The following is a 24,277-nucleotide window of genomic DNA, read 5'->3' on the forward strand; positions in this document are numbered from 1 at the left end:
GATATAAAAATTATAGAGGTTACAAGGACGCAAAATGGTAATGCCAATGCCCCCCAAAGAATTGCTCCATGAATTGATTCCATCTAATGGTTTTTTCCCAAATAATCCTCGTTTTCCTTTATTAATCTATAAGCAAACCTTTGTAATGACCAATCAGTCCACACAAGCCATTCAAGAACTTTTACAGCGAAATCATTGGGGGCAATCATGGGTCGATTCGATTTACAATTTTCATCATTATCACAGCACAACGCATGAAGTATTAGTCATGATTGAAGGAGCAGGTACCGTTCAATTTGGAGGTGATGAAGGCAAAGTTTATGAAGTAAGCCAGGGGGATGTCGTGATTATTCCTGCGGGTGTAGCGCATAAAAGCCCGAATTTATCGAGGGACTTTAAATGTATTGGCGCTTATCCCCGGGATGTTGATTTTGATATGAATTATGGCAAAGCCGAAGAGCATCCCCGTGTTGATGAGCAGATAAAGCGCGCTGGATTGCCCAAAAGTGATCCTGTGTTTGGAGCACATGGATTATTATTTAATTATTGGAAATAGAACTTTAAAAACAATTAAGGACTATATTAGATAGCTATGAACCTATAATTTAATTATAAACAATTTGTGTTTTATGGAGTTTACTATGTCTGTTGCTTCAATAAGAAAAGTTTATAATGCGTACGCTTCATTCTACGATTTTTTGTTTGGTTCTATTTTTAACCCAGGTCGTTCCTTATGTGCCGATGTAGTCAACAAAGCCGCAAAGCAACATGCTACAGTGCTTGAAATTGGTATTGGGACTGGTTTGTCTTTACCACTTTATCGTGCTGATTTACAGATTACTGGGATTGATATCTCTGAAAAAATGTTGGAAAAAGCAGAGGAGCAGGTGGTAAAAAATAAGTTAGAAGAGCGGGTGCAGTTAAAGATTATGGATGCTGCTCATCTAGAATTTCCTGATAACAGTTTTGATTTTATTGTCGCGATGTATGTGGCCTCTGTAGTACCCGATGTGAATGCTTTTCTGCAGGAATTAACGCGTGTCGCCAAGCCCACAGCAGAAATAATATTTGTTAATCATTTTGCCTCAGAACATGCAGTAATTCGTTTTTTTGAAAAAATATTTGCCCGTGTTAATGAGCTTGTAGGTTTTAAATCTGATTTTTCGGTGCATTCAATTCTCAATTACAAGCTATTAAAACTATTGGATTCTCGAAAGACTAATTTGTTTGGTTACTGGAAATTATTGCGTTGTCAAATCCAGAAATAAAAGGGCTAATGTAGCCTGGGTGAAGGCGAAGCCGTAACCCGGGTTTCGCTTCGCTTCACCCATGCTACAATTTGGGAATGAACGATTACCTTAGTTTTTATCTGCTTTTATCTCAGACTGCAGGAATGTGCGCAGTACCTTAGCGACTCGTCCTTGATGACGCTCAATGGCATACCATCCTGGGCATTGGGTTAAGCGATAAAAACTTAAACAGTATTTAATGGGGCTTAAGCGTTTTGCTAAGGCGAACGCATTCAATAATCGTTCCTGAGATTCAAAAGCATGCCAATGACTCAAATAGCTATCACGTAATACGCCATAGATTCCATTTTGTTCGTTGATTTGATGATTGCGCATCATCCCCATCAAAAATGAAATTAGAGAAAAGAAAGGATGGGAAATGACACTTTCACCCCAATCGATAAGCGTGAGATGCTGTACTTGGTGCAGTATATTATTTTCGTGAAAATCACTGTGCTCAATTGTTTCAGGAATAGCGTATTGGGCGAGCTGCTGACAAAGCGTAACAAATCTTGGGTGCAAAGAAATGAGTTGTTGCAACTCATGGGTACTTAAACCCTCATCTTTTAAAAAATCAGATTCATCCAACAAGTTTAAATATAAATCAGGTAAGTTTGCCAAACGCCAATCAGGAACCCCGAGTGCCAGCAAGGAATCAATTTGGCTTATAAGACCGGTTTGGATTGTCACATAAGATTTAAGCGCCTCCCTAGCCAATTCAATTTGGTAATTTATTGCCAAACTTTCACCAAGTGGCGTCCCTCTATCACTCATCAAAAAACAGTGTAAATCTGGGTTAGTACCCAATACTTCAGGTACTAAAGCTGGGAAAAAACTGCGCAGATATAATAATAAATTAGGCTCGATGGCAAAGGCTTTAGGTATCTGTTTTAAATAAAAAAAGCCTTTAGTCGTAGCAATTTGATACACTTTAGCCCAGGAAGCGCTGTGCATTGTTTTAAATGGCTCTTGTATGGAATAGCCTTGTTGATTCAGATAATTTTGCGCCCAAAGAAGCGCCGGATCATTTTCTGCATTCATAGAGAATCGTCTCATCGTTTTTACTTGGAGATGCATTCCTGTCAAAGGCTTTAAGCGTGCGAATTGCTTTAAAACCCGTTTCATGCAACAAATCTATTAAAAGAGATGGATCATCATAAAGTCGGATTTTATATTCCTCAATTTCCGTTTTAATGAGTTGGTTGGCTTCAATTAACTCATATTTGCCAATCGAATAACAAATGGATTCTTCAAGCATTGCCAGCTGACTGAGCAAAATGGTTTGTCCATCAGCACGGTGCCAACGCGAACCACGCCAAATGCCCAATTCTTTAGGGGCAGCATTAAAGGTTTCGGTTTCAAATACAAAGAGACCATTTTCTTTTAAATGATCGTAAATAACGGTTAAGGCCTGTTTGACCGTAGCTAAATCAGTAATGAGACCAAACGAACCACTAGGAATAAAGATTAAGCCATATTGTTTTGCTTGCTGGAGTTTTTCAAGATATCCATGCCAGACTTTAGGATTTAAATGGTGTGCTTTTGCTTTGGCATGTAATGCATCCAACATCGACTGGCTCGCATCAAACCCCTCGACATCAAATCCTTTGCGTAACATGGGTAAAAGAAAACGTCCCGTGCCACACATGGGCTCCAAAATGGGGCCATCTGTTTCTTGCGCATAGCTTAGATAGAAATCCCAGGCATCCTGGGGGGGAAGAGGTTTACTCAAGTCATAAACTTGCGTGCATAAACTTAAATAAGTATCTAATGATTTATTCGGCATAGATAAAAACCTTCGTTAGGTAGATAAAGATTATTATACTTCACTGTTTTGCTTTCTTCTTTTAAGTAACGTTTTAAGCAGCATTTATTTTCAAAAATTTTAGCAGTTCCTGATGGCAAAAACAGATTAGGCGATGGTCACGAAAAAAGAAGAATGATCGCATCAATATGATGAGTCCAGATTGGCCAGATCTGTACGAAAGTTTATTTAGTTTAGTGCTAAATTCAGGAGATCCCGATATATCGGTAATGGATGCCCAATATTTAATGGCAAGATGGTGCTGTCTTGCCATTAAATGTTGAGTAGAAAAGACCGCCTTAAAGGATTATCTATTGGACATAATTCCAGATATGTTGCGTCACTTCCATCGGTAAGATGTTTTATTAGTGTTTCTTTGGCCTCAGAGTTTATTGTATCGTTGTTTAATTTTTCTAGCATCATTGAGGTTAAATGTCTCTGATGCACCGTTCGATTCTCAGGAGTCCACGTTTTTACAGCAGCTAATTTTTTAAAAGCGAGTTTTTTTACATTATCGTCTTCATCTTGTATTTCCTCTAGAGCGGGTTTCAGCCAACGGGTATCAATAACCTCACTCCAGAAATCATGGACAGCTAATTGCTCGGTTAATTCCTCAGATAGACCATCAGCATAATGCCTATAAGCAGAGAAAAAGGCGCATAGTATTTGGGTAGTTCCTTGTTTAATGTCCAGTTCATCATGATATCGGTTCAAGTAGTTCAGCAGATGATAAATGGCTTCATCACCTGTGCGGGCAGAATCATGATTAGGTTTTAGTAGGTTAAGGCAGTGCTTGGCTAGAATAAAATCTGTTTTTCGATCTGGATGGTCTAAAAATGAGCAAGAGAGTAAAGGGGTATTTATTTGTGCGATGTATTTCTCTAATAAGGTAATTAACACCTGGCTAGCATCCGTTACTATTTGTGTCCGATGAATTTCCAGTATGGTTTCAGCGGAAGTTTCATACTCTTTTAGTTGTTCATGAACGCTCTTTCCTTCAGCTTCAGATTCTTCGCCAAATTTTTTAAGATGAGTCAGTACTTCTTCATTCATTTTATGCGATTGTTTTACGGTCTCTGTAATCGCAGCGGGATTACTTCTTTGGATTTTATCTTTCATTGAAATTTCCTAATAATGATCTTAATCCCGCTTCTTATATGGCGGAAAAACATAAGTGCTTTTGGTGTGCATTCTTTTTGTTGCGTGAATTTTATGCAACTTATTAAAGGGCGAGAATATGCTTTTTGGGAAAGAAGTTTTTTCCTATTGAGAAACAAATAGGCTTTTTTTCATGAAGCGAATTAATGTAAGTTACTACTGGAGAATTAATATTTGATGCTACTCGTCAACCCGGAATGACGTAGCCCGTTAACGATTACGTTTTGATGTGAGGTTGGATCTTCCTGTTGGTTTACCATACTATAATTCGATACATCTTAACTAAGAAAAATTTTAATATGAATCTCCTATCTTGTCTGAAAGGTTTTATTGCTGCTGTTGATTGCAAAAGCTTTTCAAAGGCCGCGCAAAATTTATATATTTCCCCGTCTAAATTGAGCAAGCAAATTACTTGGTTAGAGGATGAATTAAAAACTACCTTATTTAGGCGTTCTACAACAGGATTAATTGTGACTGAATCAGGGCAGAGACTTTATAGAGAAGTATTGAGGCTTTTCGAGCAATTGGAAGCAGTTAAGGAGATTGCAACTCCTAAGCAATCAGAATTAGAAGGTCCCATTAAACTTTATCTTACAGTGACGCCTGCAATACCTTACTTAACTGCACTAAGTATTGAGTTCATGCAAAAATACCCTAAGATTGAAATGGAGATTATTGTAGGTTCTGATTCAAAAGAACTTTTATCCTCCACATTTGATCTGGCCATTTCATTTGATGATGTCAAACATGAAAAACTCATTTGCAAAAAATTATTTGCAATTCATCGGGATGTATTTGCATCACCTGTCTATATGAGTCAATGTGGATTTCCCAAAACAATTGAGCAGTTGCAAAAGCATAATTGCTTAATTAATACTCTCTATGGACTTCAAAATAAATGGGTATTCAATAAAAAAATTGTTCATGTCTCAGGAAACTTTAAAAGTAATAATGCCAGTGTTTTAAAACAGGCTGCCATTGCAGGCATGGGGCTGCTGTGGGCCCCGTATTTTTCAGTTTGTGAAGAAATCAAAAATGGCACTTTAATTCAAGTATTACCTCAAGAAACGTCTCCGGAGATTAATCTTTATGCAATTTATCCAATGTATTTGGCGAATGAGTATAAAATTAATTTACTTGTAAACTTTTTTTGCGAAAAAGCCTTGTCAGCAAAAATTACTTCCTCATTTGTTGTTAACAATGATTTAAATAGTAATTTTTTTTCTTCAGAGAGGTAACAAATGACCTCCACAAGTTTACATATCCGCTTTATGAACCAAGATGACATCGACTTGATGGTCAAGCAATTTGCAGCGCACAATTGGCAAAAACCTCGAAGCACTTTTATTCACTATCTTCAAGAGCAGGAAAATCAAGAGCGTCTGGTTTGGCTTGCGTTTTACGAGAATTATTTTGCGGGGTATATTACCTTGAAATGGGATTCGTTTTATCCATCATTCAAGCAACAGCACATTCCTGAAATTATGGACTTGAATGTTCTTCCCCCTTATCGAAATAAAGGAATTGCTTCAGCACTTCTTGATCTGGCTGAGGCAGAAGGATTTAAAAATCATTCCATCCTTGGAATTGGTGTTGGTTTGTATGCAGATTATGGGCAGGCTCAGCGACTCTATGTACAACGAGGTTATATCCCTGATGGCATGGGAATCACTTATGCTTATAAAACTGTTGAACCGGGCTCCGTGGTTTGCCTGGATGATGATTTGATTTTGTGGTTTACAAAACGTTCTTCTTAAGTGAGGAGTCATTTGTGTCGCAGAAAACATTGATTTTTTTACCCGGTGTTTTATCGGATCAGCGAGTATGGTCTTATCAAACCAATCATTTGCAGGATCTTGCACGGTGTCAAACTATCCCATTAGTTAGTGGGAATACCGCTGAAGATTTAGCCCAGGAGATTTTAAATCATATTGAAGGTGATTTTTTCTTGGCGGGGCATTCCATGGGTGGGTGGTTGGCATTGGAGCTTGCCAGGAGAGTCCCTGAACGCATTTTAAAATTATGTTTATTGAATACTTCGGCACAACCCGATTCTAAAGAAAAACATCAAAAAAGAATTACCATGATCAAGAAGGTTGAACAAGGAAGTTTTCAAGAGGTCGCTGCCGCACTTACAGATTATTATGTTTTTGATGAGCGAGTCAAAAAGCAAGTCCATTCTATGTTCTTAAGTGTTGGCCAACAAACATTTATTACACAACAAAAGATCCTTTTAGCTCGCGAAGAGTGTCTTTCGATCCTCCCTGCTTTGACAATGCCTACCTTAGTGATCCATGCACGCCAAGATAAAAATTTTTCTTTAGCGACTCATGAGGAGTTGAGCAACAAAATTCCTAACGCTAAATTAGCGATTATTGAGGACTCTGGCCATATGTCGCCCATGGAGGCACCTCAAGCGGTAACCGCTTTATTACGCTTTTGGCTTGATTATTTTTGATGAGCACTTAGGGCTTTGTTTGCATTTCTACTATTTTGTCCAAGATAGTAGAAATGCAAACAAGCCCTAATCTTCATAGTCGTTCAAATCAAATGCTTCTTGGAGGTTTTCCAGTTGCTCTTCAACAACTGTTAATTTTTCAAAACTTGCGATGTGGAATAAAGCCTGTCCTGAGTGCACTAGCGGCAACATATTTTCACCAATAATAATGCCGGAAAGCGGTGATTTTAATTTGTATTCTTCCGTACTGGTTGGATTAGCGATAATCGCAATCGTTTGTCCTTTAGTGACCCGATCTCCTGATTTTTTAAGGTGTCTTAAAATGCCGCTTGTGGGTGATCTAATCCAATAACTGTTTCTGGATACAGTAGGGGTACATTTTCTCACCCTGTATCTTCCTGGTTGAATCATGCCTAATGCGCCCATAACACTTAAAATTCCATTAATGCCTGTTCTGATGGATAGCTCATCAAATCGCAAAGACTCCCCGCCTTCGTAAACCAAAATGGGGATGCCCTGCTCATTGGCATACTCACGCATCGAACCATCTCTAAAGGCCGAATGCAGGATGACTGGAACATTAAATGCCTGAGCCAAATCCTCAACTCCTGGCATATCCAGGTTCGCTCGAATCTGCGGTAAATTAAAACGATGGTTAGAGCCAGTATGCAGATCAATCGCATGGGTTGATTGGGATAAAATTTGCGTACTGATGATTTCTGCGAGAATGGATGCAAGAGAGCCATTGGAACTGCCAGGAAATGATCGATTTAAGTCTCTTCGATCCATTAGGTATCGTTCCTGGTATAAGAAACCATATACATTAACGATGGGAATTGCAATGACATTTCCATTGATATGTTTTAGCCCTTTTTTTTTCAAGAAGCGCCTGATGATCTCAACTCCGTTAATTTCATCCCCATGTATTGCGGCAGTAATGCACAATGAGGGGCCCTCCTCCAAACCACTAATTACATGTATAGGTAAACTGATTGGCGTCCAGTCATATAATTTGGGCATAGGCAATAAAACCGTTTTTCGTTCTCCGGGCTTGATTTTTACATCACCAAAAACTATGGGTGTTTTGCTACTCATTCCTGTTGCTTCCTTAAATAAGGTTATATAACAAGTGTAGCTTGAATTAATACAGATAGAATAAAAGGAATCCCCAACCTCATAACATGAACATTAACTGAGATAGTTTTTAAATAAATAAAAATCAAACAGAACTCTTGATGTCTATAAATTTCCCAAAGTCGGAGTAGTACTTCCAAGTTTCATGCCATCAAGACAGTCATCAAATACGGTATAGTTATCATGTGAACCTGTGTTAAGTATAGGAAACACGATATGGTCGAAAAAATGAGCTCGTTTTTCAATTTCCTCATGATATATCTGCGCCACTATTGTTGGATCATTTTTAAATGCGCCACAACCCCAGGCTCCTAAAATTACATGAGTTTTTCCTTCAAGGATTAATGTATCTAATTGGGCTGCGATGCGTCTCCTTAAATCCGCGGTGTATTGTGCTAATTCCTTTGGAGCTAAAGCGTGTGGTTCAATGACGAACTCTGGAGCTGCTGATCTTAATTCAAAAAACGGGAAAATACTGGATGGATGAAGAAAAGAATAACTCAGGGTACTGTCTGCAATAGGTCTATCTGGGTGGAACTCTTCAAAACCAGATGTTATAGACGTTACTTCTGGCCCTCTGAAACATACGCTGGATTTTGGGTTAAATAATACTTTATATGCTATAGGATCTGTTTCCCCACCGTGTTGCTTTAAGACGTCACATTCTTTATCGGTCATTTTGATCTTAGCTTCTAATAATTTTCTTGCTGTATTATTGTAGCGAAATGTCATCGTCTCTTTATCTAGATAAACCATTTTGTCCAACAAAGAAAGAACACAGGTGCTTCGATGCCACATATTTTCTTCTTGGGCACTCCCACCTTCTAAAGAAGCTCCCCCAGGGAACACCGAATTAGCCATATTGAGTACAGCATAAGGTCTGCCATGTTTCTTGGTTGCTTCAAGGGTTGCAATCCCCCAATCTTTAGGAACTACTTCAACTGATTTGGGGGGAAGTATTCTTTTTTTTGCCCATTCACTTAAATTAAATTGTGCTTGTTTGTGTAGCTCTATGAGTTTATTCGGATCAATAATGTACTCTAATGTTCGTCCCATGCTTTTATGCCGCCATCTTTCCCCGGAAAGGGAACCCCTGACGAAGCTGGGTTTATGTGCCGCATGTACTTCTTTAATTAGAGCAGGAGATTTTGGGATTCGACCAAACATTTGTCTTGATAACATAATTACGATCCTTACTTTCTAGAATTTATGCTTTGTCAGGGTAATTCTCTTCTTCAAAACTTTAAATGAATATTATTCTATCAAATAGTTTATTTTTTAATTATAGAGTATAGAAAATATAATCGGGCCTTCTAAATACGTTATTTCTATGCTTTTAGAAAACGATCAAAAAACGCGGGTAAGTCTTTAAGCGCTTCTTCTCTTGCTGGTTTACTAAAACCAATATGATAAAGCTCCCCTTTTTCATCAATGATTTCTTTGGAGTCAGGGAATTCAAAATTATCAAATCCATGCAATGCACCAGGATAAATTTGGATGGAAATATCCAGATCCTCATCCAGACTTCTATTGACTAAATCAATACAATCGTTCGTTGTTGCTCGATCATCATATTCACCAATAAATATTTTAGTTATGGCTCTTAGTTTGGCATTGGCATCAAGTCTATGACATACCCCATAAAACGAAGCAGCCGCTTTAAAGGGAAGTTTTTGGTAGGGAGCTGGATCGTGTTGTGGCGCTTCCATGACTTTTAATACGTCAAAACCGCCCATAGAAAATCCTAAAATACCGATTCGGTCGGGATCAACAAAAGGAAGCTGTTTCAGATATTGATAAGCGGGATCGACATCATCAAGTTGCGCTTGTGTGGCCTTTTCCCAGCCTACTGAACGACGATCTTCCCAGCCTCTGGGTTTAAAACTGTCAATTATATAAACTACATAGCCGCGATCTCTTAACCGACTCGCCCAATCATAATTCACTTTTTCAATACCTGTACTGGCATGGAGTAATAAAATAGCAGGAGCTTTAGTTGTCGTCTCAGGAATATAAAGACTATGATGGGGATCCAGCGGATCAAAGACATAATCCGCATTTTTTGCCAATACCCCTGAAATGGGCATTAAGAACATAAATAAAATAACGAATGTTTTTAGGTGACGAATCATGATCTTAGTTCCTTATGATTAAGTTATTTATTATTAACACACAAATCCCCACTCTTTTTAGCCAGCTTTTATGGATAAAACAAGTGAAAATTGTCTTCATTTAATAAGGTCGTTATGTGTTGATAATCCAACGAGTTAGCTGCATAACATGCATTTTGGAGTTTCAAACCAATTGCTGAAGCACGTGCTGACCAGGAAGATGGTTTGAAGTTGTATTGAGTGATATATCCTTTTTCATAAAGACTAGTCGTCACAAAATAATCATAGCCACGCGCGATGTTATTGGGCTCCCAGGCTGTTTCATTTCCAGGTGCTGATGTGAGGATTATTTTTTTAGATTCAGCCACTTCTTTTTCAAGGGCGTACGCGTCATTACCATAGGTTGAAAGAAGTATTTGTACTTGATATTGATTGAGTAATTCATGCGTCAAGCTCTTAAGTTTATCAACTTGAGATTCGGTATCTAGATAAACAATATCTGGATCATAGACTTGGTGATTGATTAAGAGTCCTCCAGCTTGAGTGACTGTACTTTTCCAATATTCATAACCTCTAAGCATATCGCGACCTTTAGGACCGTCTTTGCCTGTCAACGGCAAAGCGACTCCCATGCGCAGTTTTTTATGCAGCCCTGGGGTAAATTCGGGTATAAATGCCAAACCATTAGGGCCTGCATGAGTAGGAATGGACGTGAGTTCAAAAGTATTTAAATCTATTTTGGATAGATGTTTATCAGTTGCATTAGATACATAAGCAAATTTCCCATCAGGGCTAGTCAGAACATTAATGGGATTTAAGCCAGTTACCAGTCGTTTTATGACGAGGCCTGATTCAACATCAATCACTGCAACTTGATGATCAAATGGAGCAGGAGCCAATATATATTTTTGATCGGGTGTCATTTCTGAGTAAAGGATGGGGCCCAGGTTCAAATTCGTAAATTGTTTTTGAATCGTGAGTGTGTCTGGATTAAGAAACACAATTTGATTCACTGCAGACACCATTAAAAAACGGTTGTCAGGCGTATATTTCAAGCCGCGTACTGGGGATGGTAGAGTGATGCTCCCAGTAATCAATCCTGAATCAGCATCCATGCGGATGACACCATCTTTACCAGCCATCAGCCATAATATTTTTCCATCTTGTGAAAAAAATAGGTTATGCGTATTAGGGCTGACATCTATTTTTTTGCTTAACGTTTGTGTATCGACATCAAATACAAGAATCTTGCCGCCTTTTTCTACATTAACGTACAATTGTTTTTCAAAAGGAGGGCGTAATTTAACTCCATGTGGTGCGCTATCAATTTGTGAATAATCTTTATAATCCAAAGAATCAAAGGTAAATAACCGATATTTTTCTATCTGGTTTTGCAGGTCGATAACCGAAATTGAAACACCCGGTAGGCCAGAACCACTATCATAATCTCTAATTCCAAAATTGCTAACATAGGCGGTTTTTCCATCTTTTGTTATCGCAATTTCGTGCGGGAGAAAACCAATTTTCAAGCTGCCTTTTCTAGTCCCTGTGTCCTGGTTATAAAAGCTCACGCGGTCGGCATTTTCTTCTACAACTGCGAGCGTTTGTTTGTTAGCCGAGGCATGGACCATGCCATTGAAAATAATAAAGAAGAGGAATGATATGGAGAATTGTTTGCACATGATTACATCCTTTAATAATTAGAAAAAACTCCGACCATGATATTAACATTCAATATGAGATTTTGTTCACTTAATTATCTTGGGGGTGTTTAAACCATTGTGAGAAATTTTGCGAGGTTAATTTTAATGCGGTCAAATCAAAAAAAACGTAGGCCAGGTTTAGATCGGGCCTACGTTTACTTTGGGTTAGAACGAATATAATTTTAAATCAAACATACATCGAGGATCGGATTTCTTCAAACCGGGCGCGATCGTGTTCTTGCATTTTTTTACCCATGGTGATCTCCTTTTCCTATGAGCCCCTTTCAGATTAATCTAAATATTGATTCAAATGCAAATGTTTTTTTCAAAATTAACAAATTTTGTTTTCATGTGGTTTATGTTGCTCACCTTGGTTCTTTATTTCGTACTTCGTTTAATTTTTGGAAAAAATTGCGTCAACGTGCAAAGCATGCCAGAGTGCCCTATGCGAAATTTTTAGATTCAGTAGGAGAAGCCCTGAAAGTGTTTGTCATAAACCGATAATACTGCAAAAAGCACTTACTCTAATGTCAAAGTCGGAGTAGTAGAATACTGATCACCAAGTTTCATACCAGTAAGACATTTATCAAATATGGCATAGTTATCATATGAGCTTGTGTTAAGTATAGGGAACATAATATGTTCGAAAAAACGGGCGCGTTTCTCAATTTCTTCACCATATATCTCTGCCACTATTGATGGATCATTTTTAAATGCGCCACAGCCCCAGGCACCTAAAATCACATGGGCTTTTCCTTCAAGGATTAATGTATCTAATTGGGCTGCGATGCGTCTCCTTAAATCAGCGGTGTATTGTTTTAGAGATTCGCTATCTAAAGCATGCGGTTCCGCGTTGAGATCTGGAGCCGCTGACCTAAATTCATAGAATGGAAAAATATCTGATGGGTGAAGAAAGGAATAGCTTCGGTCGCTGTCTGGAATATTCCTATTTGCCCCAAAGTCATCAAACCCAGAGGTGACAAGCACTACCTCGGGCCCTCTGAAACATACTCTGAGCTCTTGATTAAATAATACTTTATATACTATGGCATCTAATTCTTCTCGATGTTTTTTTAAGACCTCACGTTCTTCATCAGTCATTTTAATTTTGGCGTCTAATAATTTACTTGCCGTATCATGGTAGCGAAATGTCATCGTGTCCTTATCTAAATAAATCATTTTGTCCAGTAAGGATAGGGGACAGGTGCTTCGCATCCACATGTTTTCTTCTTGAGCACTTCCACCTTCCAAAGCGGCACCCCCAGGGAAAACAGAATTTGCCATATTGAGTACAGAATAAGTTACACCATGTTTCTTTGTTGCTTCAAGCGTTGCAACCCCCCAGTCTTTAGGAACTACTTCAACTGATTTTGGAGGAGGTATTCTTTTTTGTGCCCATTGGCTTAAATTTAATTGTGCTTGTTTTTGTAATTGCATAAGTTTATTGGGATCAGTGATGTAATTTAGTGTTTTTCCCATGCTTTTATGCCGCCATTTATTCCCAGAAATGGATCCTGTAATCAAGTTGGGCTTATGTGCTGCATATACCTCTTTAATTGGGGAATTGGCTTTATGTACTCTAAATAGCGTTTTTAAAAACATGTTATTATCCCTTAATTGCCACTACTCATATTTCTATCTGGTTTTTATTGGCACTTCCTTATTCCATTCGAAATTGGGTGATACTTTGTTGAGAGAGCATAATTTGTTCTCGTAATGCACTTTTTAAGTGTACCAACATTTCAGGACCATAAGCATCTTTGGGTACGGAACTCACAATGGTTGTTCCTGCTGGACCTGCTGCTGTTGTTGCAAGTAATCGCAACTCAGGATCACCCATAATTAGCGCAGCATCATCGGCGGTTAAAACACGTTGGTCAGGTTCTAAATCTCCTGAGATTTTCATTGTTTCTTCCAAGATTTCAAGATGTTCTGGGTTTTTTGTAAGTACAATTTTCACAGCAAGTGCTCGTTCAACGTAATCAGGATTTATGAATGTATCTACTAAGCATGATGTGCTTGGTATCAATCCTAAGCGTGGTCGTCCTGTACCTATCACATGGTGTATTTTTTCTACGAAGGAATCTACCTGATACATTTTGTCAAAACATATTCCTTTTTGACTTCCAACAACAGCACAGATTTCATTACATTCCATTACAAGTTTTGCCACACCACCATCGTCTAATGGATCTGATCGATAATAATCTCCCCCGGCTAGCCTCGCCTCATTGTATATTCTTTGTTCCTTATCGCACATCTGAGGACATGCCTTGGCTTGTTCACTGAGATCAGTGAATACCGCCGGCAGGCATCCTACTATAATGGCTCCATCTCGTGGAAGCCAGTATCTGTTTGCTCCATAAAGGCTCGCTGTATATGAACTGGGGGAAAATGATAATAGATTAGGATCTCCTCCTCGTATCACTTGACGACCTATATCGCTGTATTCTATATCTGGTGCTTGTTTTTTTAATTTGAATTGAGTGATTTCTTTTTCTGTCAACATTTGGTTTAATTGAGCTTTTGTCATTCCGCGACATACTTGCTTTGAACCGACTTTTATAAGATCAGGATCCCATGGTTTAAGTTCGCCTCGGAGAAAAACCTTAGAAACCGAACCAATCACACCCCCTCGACTTAAGGCCTTTGCTACTGATTTACAGAACATAATAACACCTCCAACTGTCGCAATAACTGAGCTTTATGTGATCTAGATGATTTATTTTTAAGCATAGGTTATGCGGAAATAAGTTGCAATTTCAGGTGTATTGGTTTGTTAGAAGAAAGGAAAAGATCAAAACACGTGGAACAAAAGTGGTTGCGATATAAAAAATTAGGTTCTTTATGGAGGCATTCAAAATTTAAAGGGTTTACGGAAACGGAATAGTAACTAGTACAGAAAAACACATCACTAGTTCTGTTCAAAATTTTTAAGCTTAGTTGGACAAGCCTCGGTTATCACAAACCGATAACTACAAAAGCCTTTACGCAGATTTCAAAGTCGGAGTTACAGAATGCGTATCCCCAAGTTTCATGCCAGAAAGATATTTATCAAATATGGCATAGTTATTATGCGAGCCTGTGTTAAGTATGGGGAACACAATATGGTCGAAGAAATGGGCGCGTTTTGCAATTTCCTCACCATATATCTGTGCCACTATTGATGGATCATTTTTAAATGCCCCACAACCCCAAGCGCCCAAAATTGCATTGGGTTGCCCCTCAAGGATTAGTGTATCCAATTGGGCTGCAATGCGTCTTCGCAAATCAGCAGAGTATTGCGCTCTGGCCTCATGAGTCAGTTCGTGTGGTTCAATGGAGAATTCTGGGGCTGCTGATCTTAATTCATAAAATGAGAAAATATCTGATGGATGAAGAAAAGAATAACTTAAGTCGCTGTCTGCAACACGGGATGCTGATGTAAAATCACTAGAATCCGTAGGAAGGGTTATTTCTGGTCCTCTGAAACATATCCTAGGATCTCGGCTAAAGAATACTTTATGTCCTGAGGAATCCGTTTCCCCGCCGTGTTTTTTTAAGACTTCACGTTCTTCAGCCGTCATTTTGAGCTTGGCTTCTAACAATTTTTTTGCTACATCATTGTAGCGGAAGGTCTGAGAGTCTTTATCGACATAGATCATTTTGTCCAATAAAGATTGAGCACAAGTGCTTCGATGCCACATATTCTCTTCTTGGGCACTTCCTCCTTCCAAAGCTGCGCCCCCAGGGAACACTGGATTGGCCATATTGAGTACAGAATAAGGCTTACCATGTTTCTTGGTTGCTTCAAGTGCCGCAAGCCCCCAATCTTTATGAACTACTTCAACAGATTTTGGTGGAGATATTTTTTTTTGTGCCCATTGACTTAAATTAACTTGTGCCTGTTTGTGTAGTTCTTTGAGTTTATTAGGATCAATAATGTGATCCAATGTTTTTTCCATGCTTTTATGCCGCCATCTACTTCCAGTATACGATCCTGTGATGATATTGGGTTTATGAGCGGAATATATATCTCGAATTATAGAAGGTGTTTTTACAGATGAGGGTTTAAATAGCTTTGCCATCATTTTTCTATCCTTAATTTCTGATACTTATACTCTATCTTTCGGTATCCTGCTTTTTAAAAACACAGTGGAGCCGGTTTTATTAAGAGTTCACTTCGAGACAGAAATAAAAGTAATAGTCAAATTCCATAGGCACACAACAGCTTTGAGTGTTATCAGATTGAATTTCCTTAATCCAAATAGCACTCTTGATTTTTGTTTTTATTATATTGTTTTGAATATGCAACAAGGTAGGGTTACTCCTCAATAGCATTATTCTAAGCAATTGTATCCTTCCTATTCACTTCTTGGTTCAACATTGAGTAATGTTGAACCAAAACGAGTAAACCAGAATGCTCAAAAAAAGTCAACTTTGTTTTTTATGATGAGAAAAAGTTTATTTAATGTCAGAGAAATTAAAATATGAAGGGGGAAAGAGCAGAGTTTCTGCTCAAAATTTTAGGCACAGATGAACAAGCTTATAAATCGGTTTTGGGGCAAAAACATTTTAAAAATTAATGTTCGGGCGGTTGGGCCTTGGCCCACACCATAATGCTAATCGATTGATTTTTAAATTAATTTCTTGATGTGTCGCGTCAAGGTCCGACCTACAATTACTTATTTCTGAATAGGGTCTTAACAAGATAATTCGTATGATCTTCTAATTTTCCATCATCACCCTGAATAGTTAATCTGGCTACCTCTTTATATAAACCATCTCGCTCCTCATGCAGTCGATCAAAGAAATCATTCAAACTTGGAATAGGCAATAAGTGTGTCGGATGGTGTAACGTGCGTTCGATTTGAATTGGCGTGCTCACATCTAACCATACCGTCATTTCATTTCGTAATAATTGACGGTTTTTTTCAGAACAAACGACGCTGGAATCTGTTGTTACAACAAGGTGCTCTTGGTCACAAAGTGCAGTTAGTATCTCGAATTGACAATCATAAAAATCATTTTGGCCTTGTTTTCCTAATATTTCATGCAAGTGACGGCCTACGTGAGCTTCCAGCCCAAAATCTGCATCGACAAATCGCCATTCTAATGATTGTGCTACAGCGTTCGCAAGCACTCCTTTACCAGCACCATGATGCCCAACAATAAAAATTCGTTGTGGTTGGCTCATACGATTATCTCCTAAATATTTAATATACAATAATTGTACAATTAGACAAAAAGATGCATCAATACGTAAAACTACGCAGAGATAAGGAAAATTAAAACGATAACAGATTAAAATGCTTTATAGATGACACAGTAGTATATTCCCTAATATTATTTATCTGGGAAAAACAAGATCTTTAAAAATTATTACATTACTATGAGAAGGTTTATAGAGCAAATGAACTATCAAGTAGAACAAATCTCACCCCATCTTGCAGGGCAGTTCTGTAGAGAAATTACCAACGATTTACCAGAATGGTACACTGAATTAATTTAATCCCAAATTATTGTCCAAGAGTTTTATTTCAATACGCTCTTTTCCACCGCCAATATTGATTCTCTTAAGAGCGATTAAACCAACCTCTGATGTTGTCCTAACATGTGTCCCACCACATGCCACTTTAGAAAATCCCTCAATTTCCCAAAAGCGTCGTTGATTTTGTACATCAGTGAAGCCTGTTTTTATATTTTGATTTTTTTGTATGATTGTATTGTAATCACGAAGCAGATCTTCAAATAAGAACGAAATATTTTTATCCCAGAAAAAATCAATTCTAGCCTTGGTTTCGGCTATATGGGCTCCTATTTTTTCGAGTTTAAGTTTTCGTGTCACAAGCTCAAGAATTAATTCAGCAGCAAAATGTAGACGCATAAGCCTATACCGACGAGGCCAATCAATTTCCATTGTCACTATATTGCCAGGCTTAAGGTTATGACCTTCTGGAAGCGTGTAATAAATGAGATTGCCATCTATTTCAGAATGAAGCACAGTAAGCTCATTAATATAGGCTTTATCACTTTCCTGACCACCTGAAAAAGAAAACGCGATCGTTTCCTCGAATAACACGCGATTATTAGCAACTGAAACTACACGAGTTTCTAAATGAGACTGGTAGGGATTATCCCAAAATACTTTTCGCATAATGAGCCTATTTAATCGCTATGATTTTGCCGTGAGTTAGCGATTCAATGTCACTCGAACTCAAGCTAAAAACTGCATTAGGGGTACCAGCAGCAGCCCATAGAATATTATGTTGCAGCAAATCTTCATCAATAAAAATATGAGCAATCGTTTGTTTGTGACCAACAGGAGGAACGCCACCAATAGCAAAACCGGTTATATCACGAGTAAAATCGGCATCTGCTTTAACAATCTTTTCGCCGACCCATTGTTCTATCGTTTTTTCATTCACGCGATTAATGCCACTTGCTAATACCAAAACAGACTTCTTGGTTTTTGCGGTGCAGAACAATAATGACTTCATAATTTGTGCTACATCACACCCTATGGTATTAGCAGCATCATGAGCAGTACGGGTACTTGCAGAAAGTTCAATTACCTCAAAAGCTAAGCCTTTTTCTACTAGAACTCGCTGTACGCTTTGAGCGCTCTTGCTTAATGTTTTATTTGCATCAGACATTTCTTACTCTTCATGGAACAATTTACAGTGCGTGCGTTATAACGCATAATAGCTTATATTATCATTGTGCGTTATGGCGCACAAGCGTTTTCTATAGGTTCATTGTGGAAAATATATACAAACATATTGCAACAACGCTTAAAAAATTGCGCCAACAAAAGGGCTGGAGCTTAGATAAAGCGGCTCTTGCCACTGGAGTTAGCAAAGCAATGCTCGGGCAAATAGAGCGCGAAGAGTCTAGCCCAACCATTGCCACTTTATGGAAAATAGCAACAGGTTTTGAGGTTTCTTTTTCTTCCTTTATTGAAGAAATTAATTCGGTCTCTGGTGAAGCGGTGCATCGCACAGGCCAAGTACAAACCATTCATCCTGACGATAAAAGAATTCGAGTTTTACCTCTTTTTCCTTTTGATCCGCAGTTGAATTTTGAACTATTTGTTATCGAATTATTGCCAGGATGTGAGCATTTATCACCCCCGCATAAACATGGAGTCATTGAGCATGTAGTGGTTATTGAAGGCAACATGGATATCCTAGTGGATGGGGTTTGGCGTACTCTTTCACATGGCGAGGGTATTCGATTTAATGCGAACCAATCCCATGGTTACCGTAATCTTACGTCAAAAACAGCCACTTTTCATGACATTATCCATTACCCTAAAACACATTAACCTTTCACGCATGGATTATCGGTAAACATCAAGATAAATCCCATATTACGCACGCTTGCTTGAATAAGGTCATTTAGCAGACGTAGGTAGATCCCTCAGGGCACGACTTACGATTGCTGGTCTATAATTATACTATGCTCGCCTTATGTCTTATAGCATATGAAAATCGATCAAGAATCCATCAAAGCGCTGTGTGGAGAAAGTACTGAAGTTGTTGTATTTGGTTTCGGTAAATATGACTATAAAGAGGTCTGTCATGAAATCAATAAAAATAATGGAATACAGGCGTTTCATTCTGACGATTACCTTTTCAAAAACGAAGATCTAGGCAAGGGTACCCCTCATTCTATGTATGGTTATTTTAAGTTGATTCTTAATGATTTAATTCTTGAAAATTATAAGAAGAAAAAAGAAGGAAAACCAACAGTCCCTTTAATTTTTGTTGTTGGAAAAAGTAGCGAAAGTTATGATCCACACCAAATTGCTAAAAGAGAAGACGATCCTTATGAGAAATGGGTGACATTAACGGAGTTACGTAGAGTCTATAAATTAGCAACAGAATTTGGACCCGAATTTTCTCAAGTTGCCCTGGATACGGTTAAATTTGTAAGTCTTGAAACACTCTCTGATGTAACTAAATTAAAGCCTGTTACCCCATTTTGGGAAAGTAAGGACTGGCAGAGCGATTGGCAAAAACGAAAGGAAGAAACGAAACTAACGCATAATCGATTGATTAAAAACAGTATTTGGCGAACCAACCTACAAGATAAGATCCAAGAAATCGATGATCAATATTCTAATAAGAAAAACAATGAAGAAAATAAACTATAAGTGGTCGATTGGGATTGGCTCCCCGGACAGGACTTGAACCTGTGACCTAATGATTAACAGTCATCCGCTCTACCGACTGAGCTACCGGGGAATAGGGTCGGAATCTTAAAACGATTCTCATTGAGGGTCAAGTAGATTTAATAATAAATTTTTAAAATCTGCTTTATTTACGGTTTTTTTGTTGGGTTATGATACTTCTGCTTTCTCACTAGAAATCCCCTCTCCCACGAGTGGGAGAGGGGTAGGGGTGAGGGTTCATTAGATATAATTAATACCCTCATCCGCCCTGCGGGCACCTTCTCCCTTGTAGGGAGAAGGGATTCCTTAGCTGCAAAAGCGCTGGAGACGGTTTAATGCATCTTGTAATATCTCCATGCTGGTTGCAAAGGACAAACGGATGCAGCCTTCATTACCAAATGCAGATCCGGGTACTAAAGCCACCCCTTCCTTAACGAGTAATTCTTCCGAAAATTCAAGGTCATTTATATAACCGCGCTGTTCAATGATTGCTTGTACGCTTGGGAAAATGTAAAAAGTACCATCAGCTGGAATCACTTCTATTCCGGGTATTTCTAATAATCTGGAAGCGACGAAGTCATGTCTTTGGCGAAAGGCTTTAACCATTTCCACTACACTTTCATTCCCGCCAGTTAATGCTGCTACAGCCGCTCTTTGTGCAATGGAGCACGGATTTGAGGTTGATTGGGACTGGATGGTTTTCATCGCATTCATTAATGGGGTAGGACCCGCTGCATAACCTATACGCCATCCGGTCATGGCATACGCTTTGGAAACACCATTTAATACAATAGTTCGGTCATATAATTCAGGGCATGCATTAAGAATGTTCGCAAAGGGTTGGCTCCAAAGAATATGTTCGTACATGTCATCGGTCGCAATAATAATTTGCGGATGTTTTTTCAAGACTTCGGCTAAGGCCTTCAACTCATCCAAAGTGTACGCTACCCCTGATGGATTGGATGGACTATTTAAGAAGATCAGTCGTGTTTTGGGGGTGATGGCTTTTTCGAGTTGCTCCGCATTGATTTTATACCGTTGTGCCGGAGTTGTAGAAATGATAACGGGTGTTGCTTCGGCCAATAACACCATATCAGGATAAGAGACCCAGTATGGCGCAGGAATAATGACTTCATCACCCGGATTAAGCAGGGCTTGGCAGAGATTGTAACAGCTTTGTTTGCCACCTACTGAAACTAAAATTTGATTGGTCTGATAATCAAGTCCATTGTCTTTTTTAAATTTGTTTTTAACCGCTTCTTTAAGTTCAGGGATGCCATCAACAGCAGTATATTTGGTGTATCCTTTATTAATGGCAGCAATAGCTGCTTCTTTAATGTAATTGGGTGTGTCAAAATCGGGTTCGCCGGTACCTAAATTAATAACATCATGCCCTTGAGCACGCATTTGGGTAGCCTTTGCTGCTACGGCCAAAGTAGGTGAAGGCTTAACTTTTTGCACGCGTTTTGCTAATGCGATATCCATTTGTTGCTCCTGTGAGATATACTAATAAGATATGAAAGATTTATTCAAACTATATGCCGATTATAAGCCCGCTGGCGACCAGCCGACTGCCATAGCCTCATTAATTGAAGGCTTGGAATCTGGTTTATCCAAACAAACCCTTTTAGGGGTTACTGGCTCGGGCAAGACCTTTACTATAGCACATGTTATTAAAACCATGCGTCGTCCTGCTTTGATTATGGCGCCCAACAAAACACTTGCTGCCCAGCTTTATGGCGAATTTAAAGCATATTTCCCCGACAATGCGGTGGAATATTTTGTTTCCTATTATGATTATTATCAGCCAGAAGCTTATGTGCCCGCTTCAGATACCTTTATTGAAAAAGATTCATCCATCAATGAACACATAGAACAGATGCGTTTGTCTGCAACCAAAGCCTTAATTGAACGTAAAGATGCGATTATCGTCGCAACCGTATCTGCAATTTATGGTTTGGGTGATCCTGATTCCTATTTGCGTATGGTATTACATCTTTCACGTGGAGAACAATCCGATCAGCGTAAAATTTTAAGACGACTTGCTGAAATGCAGTACACTCGCAGTAACTTATCCCTGGAGCGTGGCCAGTTCCGAGTACATGGCGATATTATTGATATTTTCCCTGCAGATTCAGAACGCGATGCAATACGCATTGAATTATTTGACGATGAGGTAGAAAACATCGCTCAGTTTGACCCGCTCACGGGTGAAATTTTACGACGTTTCCCGCGGGTTACTATTTTCCCTAAAACCCATTATGTAACTCCTCGCGATCGTATTTTGCAAACTGTAGATTGGGTCAAAGAAGAATTACAAGAGCGTCTGGCTGAATTTAAAGAGCAAAATAAATTACTCGAAGCCCAACGTTTAGAGCAACGCACTAATTTCGATCTGGAAATGATGTTGGAATTGGGTTATTGCTCGGGTATCGAAAACTATTCTCGCTATTTATCCGCGCGTGAAGCGGGTGAACCACCTCCAACTTTATTTGATTATTTGCCTGAAGAGGCACTGCTGATTATTGATGAATCCCACGTTACTGTGCCGCAAATTGGCGGGATGTACCGAGGCGACCGTTCGCGTAAGGAGACGTTGGTGCAGTATGGTTTTAGACTTCCTTCAGCCTTAGATAATCGACCATTACGGTTTGAGGAGTTTGAAGCACGTTCGCCACAAACGATTTATATTTCAGCTACTCCTGGTCCTTATGAACAAGAACATTCTGATAATGTTGCTGAACAAGTCGTGCGCCCCACAGGTCTTGTGGATCCCGAAGTAGAAATTCGCCCTGTGCGCACTCAGGTTGATGATTTAATGTCAGAAATTCGCCTGGTGATCCAACAAAATGGGCGTGTTTTGGTGACCACTTTGACGAAACGTATGGCAGAAGATTTAACCGATTATTTAAATGAACACGGCATTAAAGTACGCTATTTGCATTCAGATATTGATACCGTGGAGCGAGTTGAAATTATTCGTGATTTGCGCCTGGGTGTATTTGATGTTTTGGTGGGAATCAATTTATTGCGTGAAGGTTTGGATATGCCGGAGGTTGCTTTAGTCGCGATTCTTGATGCAGATAAAGAGGGTTTTTTACGTTCTGATCGCTCTTTGATTCAGACTATAGGACGTGCTGCACGTAATATGAAGGGACGGGCGATTCTTTATGCCGATAAGATTACGGGCTCCATGCAAAGGGCGCTTGATGAGACCGACAGAAGACGTGAAAAGCAAAAAGCATTTAATGAGGCGCATGGAATCATACCCAAAGGGATTAACAAGTCAATAACGGATATTATGGAAGGCGCTTATCAAGGAAAACGCAACGTTGCGGTTGCAGAACCTAGTCCAGAATATTTGCATTGGTCAACTCAGGAATTAGTAAAACACATTAATACTTTGGAAAAACAAATGTATTTGCATGCAAAAAACATGGAGTTTGAAGCAGCAGCTAAGATTAGAGATGAGTATCTTTTATTAAAAGAGCAATTAATGAAGTAAAAGAGGAGCCCGACAGACATGGATTATGAACCCTGAGGTTCAAGTGGGTAGCGGATGAATCGGTTCAGGCTTCCCACTGCAGGGTGGGCTTGCACAACGCCGATTTCAGGATGCTCCCCATGCTGTTAGCATTGGTTCTAAAATCTCTCGCTATCGGGTTAAGCTGATTATATCATGGTCATCTCGATTAAAGTCAAGGATGGTCCTGGCTTCTACTTAAAAAACTAGAACCATCACAAATCTAAATTTTTATCATTCACGTGCAGACTGGGATGGCACTATACATAAACAACTAACATAAACAGGGTAATGCACTAACGCCCCTTTAGCAGGTACAATATGACCCTTGTTTTGATTAATGAAGGGTTATTTATGGCAGCAACAGAATCAAATATGCTTCCACTGGGAAGTAAAGCATCCGATTTTACTCTAGTTGATACACGCAACAATCAATTGGTTTCCCTAGCACAGATTAAATCACCGATTGCAACAGTGATTATGTTTTTGTGCAATCATTGTCCTTATGTCAAACACATCCAGACCAAAACAGTTGAATTAGCAGAAACTTATCAGAAAAAAGGGATTCAATTCCTTGCAATTAGTTCAAACGACGCTGAACAATATCCTGCTGACGGTCCAGAAAAAATGCGGGAGGAAGCTGAATTGTTTCATTATCCTTTCCCTTATTTGTATGATGAATCACAAGAAGTTGCTAAAGCCTATAAAGCGGCATGCACTCCTGATTTTTATATTTTTGACAAGGATATGCTTTGTGTCTATCGCGGCTGTTTGGATGAGTCAACACCAGGGAATAACAAACCAGTGACTGGCTCCCACTTACAAAATGCACTGGATAATATCCTTGCTGGAAAACCAGTGAGTGCGAACCAAAAGCCAAGTTTAGGATGCAATATTAAGTGGAAGTGAGATCGTTGCTCAATTTGATGTAGGTTGGCTCAA

23 protein-coding genes, 1 tRNA gene and 1 other RNA gene are annotated in these 24,277 nt (G+C 39.0%); 9 read left to right on the forward strand and 16 right to left on the reverse strand.

What is annotated here, in order from left to right:
- Window positions 1-34: 34 nt before the first annotated feature.
- Window positions 35-556, forward strand: a complete 522-nt coding sequence (locus Lstg_RS03795; protein WP_058476336.1) for a cupin domain-containing protein — start codon at window positions 35-37, stop codon at window positions 554-556.
- 85 nt (window positions 557-641) lie between these two features.
- Window positions 642-1,268 (forward strand): phospholipid N-methyltransferase PmtA, encoded by a 627-nt coding sequence (gene pmtA, locus Lstg_RS03800; protein ID WP_058476337.1) that lies wholly within the window; start codon window positions 642-644, stop codon window positions 1,266-1,268.
- Between the two features lie 90 nt (window positions 1,269-1,358).
- Here the strand turns inward: pmtA and Lstg_RS03805 are convergent, their stop codons facing one another.
- The 3 genes from Lstg_RS03805 to Lstg_RS03815 form a co-directional block, all read right to left on the reverse strand.
- The gene (locus Lstg_RS03805; protein ID WP_058476338.1) at window positions 1,359-2,330 is read right to left on the reverse strand and encodes a phosphotransferase; all 972 of its coding nucleotides are present in this window, start codon (window positions 2,328-2,330) and stop codon (window positions 1,359-1,361) included.
- The gene (locus tag Lstg_RS03810; protein ID WP_058476339.1) at window positions 2,314-3,075 is read right to left on the reverse strand and encodes a class I SAM-dependent methyltransferase; all 762 of its coding nucleotides are present in this window, start codon (window positions 3,073-3,075) and stop codon (window positions 2,314-2,316) included. Before Lstg_RS03810 ends, Lstg_RS03805 begins: the two co-directional genes overlap by 17 nt.
- 291 nt (window positions 3,076-3,366) lie before the next feature.
- Window positions 3,367-4,212, reverse strand: coding sequence for a hypothetical protein (locus Lstg_RS03815; RefSeq protein WP_058476340.1), 846 nt, complete (start codon window positions 4,210-4,212; stop codon window positions 3,367-3,369).
- Window positions 4,213-4,550: 338 nt separating this feature from the next.
- Between Lstg_RS03815 and Lstg_RS03820 the strand changes: the two genes are divergently transcribed.
- Genes Lstg_RS03820 through Lstg_RS03830 form a run of 3 tightly spaced genes read left to right on the forward strand, consistent with a single transcriptional unit; the run spans window position 4,551 to window position 6,709 of the window.
- Window positions 4,551-5,489 (forward strand): LysR family transcriptional regulator, encoded by a 939-nt coding sequence (locus Lstg_RS03820; protein ID WP_058476341.1) that lies wholly within the window; start codon window positions 4,551-4,553, stop codon window positions 5,487-5,489.
- Between the two features lie 3 nt (window positions 5,490-5,492).
- Complete coding sequence (locus tag Lstg_RS03825; protein WP_058476342.1) at window positions 5,493-6,008, forward strand: GNAT family N-acetyltransferase; 516 nt, start codon at window positions 5,493-5,495, stop codon at window positions 6,006-6,008.
- Window positions 6,009-6,022: 14 nt separating this feature from the next.
- Entirely contained in the window at window positions 6,023-6,709 is a 687-nt protein-coding gene (locus tag Lstg_RS03830; protein ID WP_058476343.1) for an alpha/beta fold hydrolase, read from the forward strand.
- A gap of 66 nt (window positions 6,710-6,775) precedes the next feature.
- Here the strand turns inward: Lstg_RS03830 and Lstg_RS03835 are convergent, their stop codons facing one another.
- The 10 genes from Lstg_RS03835 to Lstg_RS03885 form a co-directional block, all read right to left on the reverse strand.
- Window positions 6,776-7,804, reverse strand: a complete 1,029-nt coding sequence (locus Lstg_RS03835) for a succinylglutamate desuccinylase/aspartoacylase family protein (protein WP_058476344.1) — start codon at window positions 7,802-7,804, stop codon at window positions 6,776-6,778.
- Window positions 7,805-7,948: 144 nt separating this feature from the next.
- The gene (locus Lstg_RS03840) at window positions 7,949-9,025 is read right to left on the reverse strand and encodes a poly(ADP-ribose) glycohydrolase domain-containing protein (RefSeq protein ID WP_058476345.1); all 1,077 of its coding nucleotides are present in this window, start codon (window positions 9,023-9,025) and stop codon (window positions 7,949-7,951) included.
- Window positions 9,026-9,171: 146 nt separating this feature from the next.
- A complete protein-coding gene (locus Lstg_RS03845) occupies window positions 9,172-9,975 on the reverse strand; it encodes a dienelactone hydrolase family protein (RefSeq protein WP_058476346.1) in 804 nt (267 codons plus the stop codon).
- Window positions 9,976-10,043: 68 nt separating this feature from the next.
- Window positions 10,044-11,636, reverse strand: a complete 1,593-nt coding sequence (locus Lstg_RS03850) for an ABC transporter substrate-binding protein (protein ID WP_058476347.1) — start codon at window positions 11,634-11,636, stop codon at window positions 10,044-10,046.
- Between the two features lie 540 nt (window positions 11,637-12,176).
- A complete protein-coding gene (locus Lstg_RS03860; protein WP_058476349.1) occupies window positions 12,177-13,259 on the reverse strand; it encodes a poly(ADP-ribose) glycohydrolase domain-containing protein in 1,083 nt (360 codons plus the stop codon).
- A 58-nt stretch (window positions 13,260-13,317) separates the two neighbouring features.
- Window positions 13,318-14,328 (reverse strand): hypothetical protein, encoded by a 1,011-nt coding sequence (locus Lstg_RS03865; protein WP_058476350.1) that lies wholly within the window; start codon window positions 14,326-14,328, stop codon window positions 13,318-13,320.
- A 316-nt stretch (window positions 14,329-14,644) separates the two neighbouring features.
- Window positions 14,645-15,727 carry a poly(ADP-ribose) glycohydrolase domain-containing protein gene (locus tag Lstg_RS03870; protein WP_058476351.1) on the reverse strand — a complete coding sequence of 361 codons (1,083 nt, stop codon included), beginning with the start codon at window positions 15,725-15,727 and terminating at the stop codon, window positions 14,645-14,647.
- Window positions 15,728-16,317: 590 nt separating this feature from the next.
- Entirely contained in the window at window positions 16,318-16,833 is a 516-nt protein-coding gene (locus tag Lstg_RS03875; protein ID WP_082650797.1) for a shikimate kinase, read from the reverse strand.
- Window positions 16,834-17,139: 306 nt separating this feature from the next.
- Window positions 17,140-17,793 carry an alanyl-tRNA editing protein gene (locus tag Lstg_RS03880; RefSeq protein ID WP_058476352.1) on the reverse strand — a complete coding sequence of 218 codons (654 nt, stop codon included), beginning with the start codon at window positions 17,791-17,793 and terminating at the stop codon, window positions 17,140-17,142.
- A 7-nt stretch (window positions 17,794-17,800) separates the two neighbouring features.
- Window positions 17,801-18,292 carry a YbaK/EbsC family protein gene (locus tag Lstg_RS03885; protein WP_058476353.1) on the reverse strand — a complete coding sequence of 164 codons (492 nt, stop codon included), beginning with the start codon at window positions 18,290-18,292 and terminating at the stop codon, window positions 17,801-17,803.
- Window positions 18,293-18,396: 104 nt separating this feature from the next.
- Here Lstg_RS03885 and Lstg_RS03890 point away from each other — a divergent pair, with 104 nt between their 5' ends.
- Both Lstg_RS03890 and Lstg_RS03895 read left to right on the forward strand, forming a co-directional pair.
- The gene (locus Lstg_RS03890) at window positions 18,397-18,963 is read left to right on the forward strand and encodes a helix-turn-helix domain-containing protein (protein WP_058476354.1); all 567 of its coding nucleotides are present in this window, start codon (window positions 18,397-18,399) and stop codon (window positions 18,961-18,963) included.
- A gap of 159 nt (window positions 18,964-19,122) precedes the next feature.
- Window positions 19,123-19,794 carry a hypothetical protein gene (locus tag Lstg_RS03895; RefSeq protein ID WP_058476355.1) on the forward strand — a complete coding sequence of 224 codons (672 nt, stop codon included), beginning with the start codon at window positions 19,123-19,125 and terminating at the stop codon, window positions 19,792-19,794.
- A gap of 15 nt (window positions 19,795-19,809) precedes the next feature.
- Here the strand turns inward: Lstg_RS03895 and Lstg_RS03900 are convergent.
- Together Lstg_RS03900 and Lstg_RS03905 are read right to left on the reverse strand one after the other, a co-directional pair.
- A tRNA-Asn gene (locus Lstg_RS03900) sits at window positions 19,810-19,885 on the reverse strand.
- 233 nt (window positions 19,886-20,118) lie between these two features.
- A complete protein-coding gene (locus Lstg_RS03905; protein WP_058476356.1) occupies window positions 20,119-21,297 on the reverse strand; it encodes a pyridoxal phosphate-dependent aminotransferase in 1,179 nt (392 codons plus the stop codon).
- Window positions 21,298-21,328: 31 nt separating this feature from the next.
- On the opposite strand from Lstg_RS03905, the gene uvrB reads away from it, so the two are divergent.
- Window positions 21,329-23,317, forward strand: a complete 1,989-nt coding sequence (gene uvrB / locus Lstg_RS03910) for an excinuclease ABC subunit UvrB (RefSeq protein ID WP_058476357.1) — start codon at window positions 21,329-21,331, stop codon at window positions 23,315-23,317.
- Between the two features lie 2 nt (window positions 23,318-23,319).
- Here uvrB and ssrS read toward each other — a convergent pair.
- Window positions 23,320-23,480: non-coding RNA, 6S RNA (gene ssrS / locus Lstg_RS17385), on the reverse strand.
- A 209-nt stretch (window positions 23,481-23,689) separates the two neighbouring features.
- On the opposite strand from ssrS, the gene Lstg_RS03915 reads away from it, so the two are divergent.
- Window positions 23,690-24,244 (forward strand): thioredoxin family protein, encoded by a 555-nt coding sequence (locus Lstg_RS03915; protein WP_058476439.1) that lies wholly within the window; start codon window positions 23,690-23,692, stop codon window positions 24,242-24,244.
- The last annotated feature ends 33 nt before the right edge of the window (window positions 24,245-24,277 follow it).

This window comes from Legionella steigerwaltii (assembly GCF_001468065.1).
Classification (GTDB): domain Bacteria; phylum Pseudomonadota; class Gammaproteobacteria; order Legionellales; family Legionellaceae; genus Legionella; species Legionella steigerwaltii.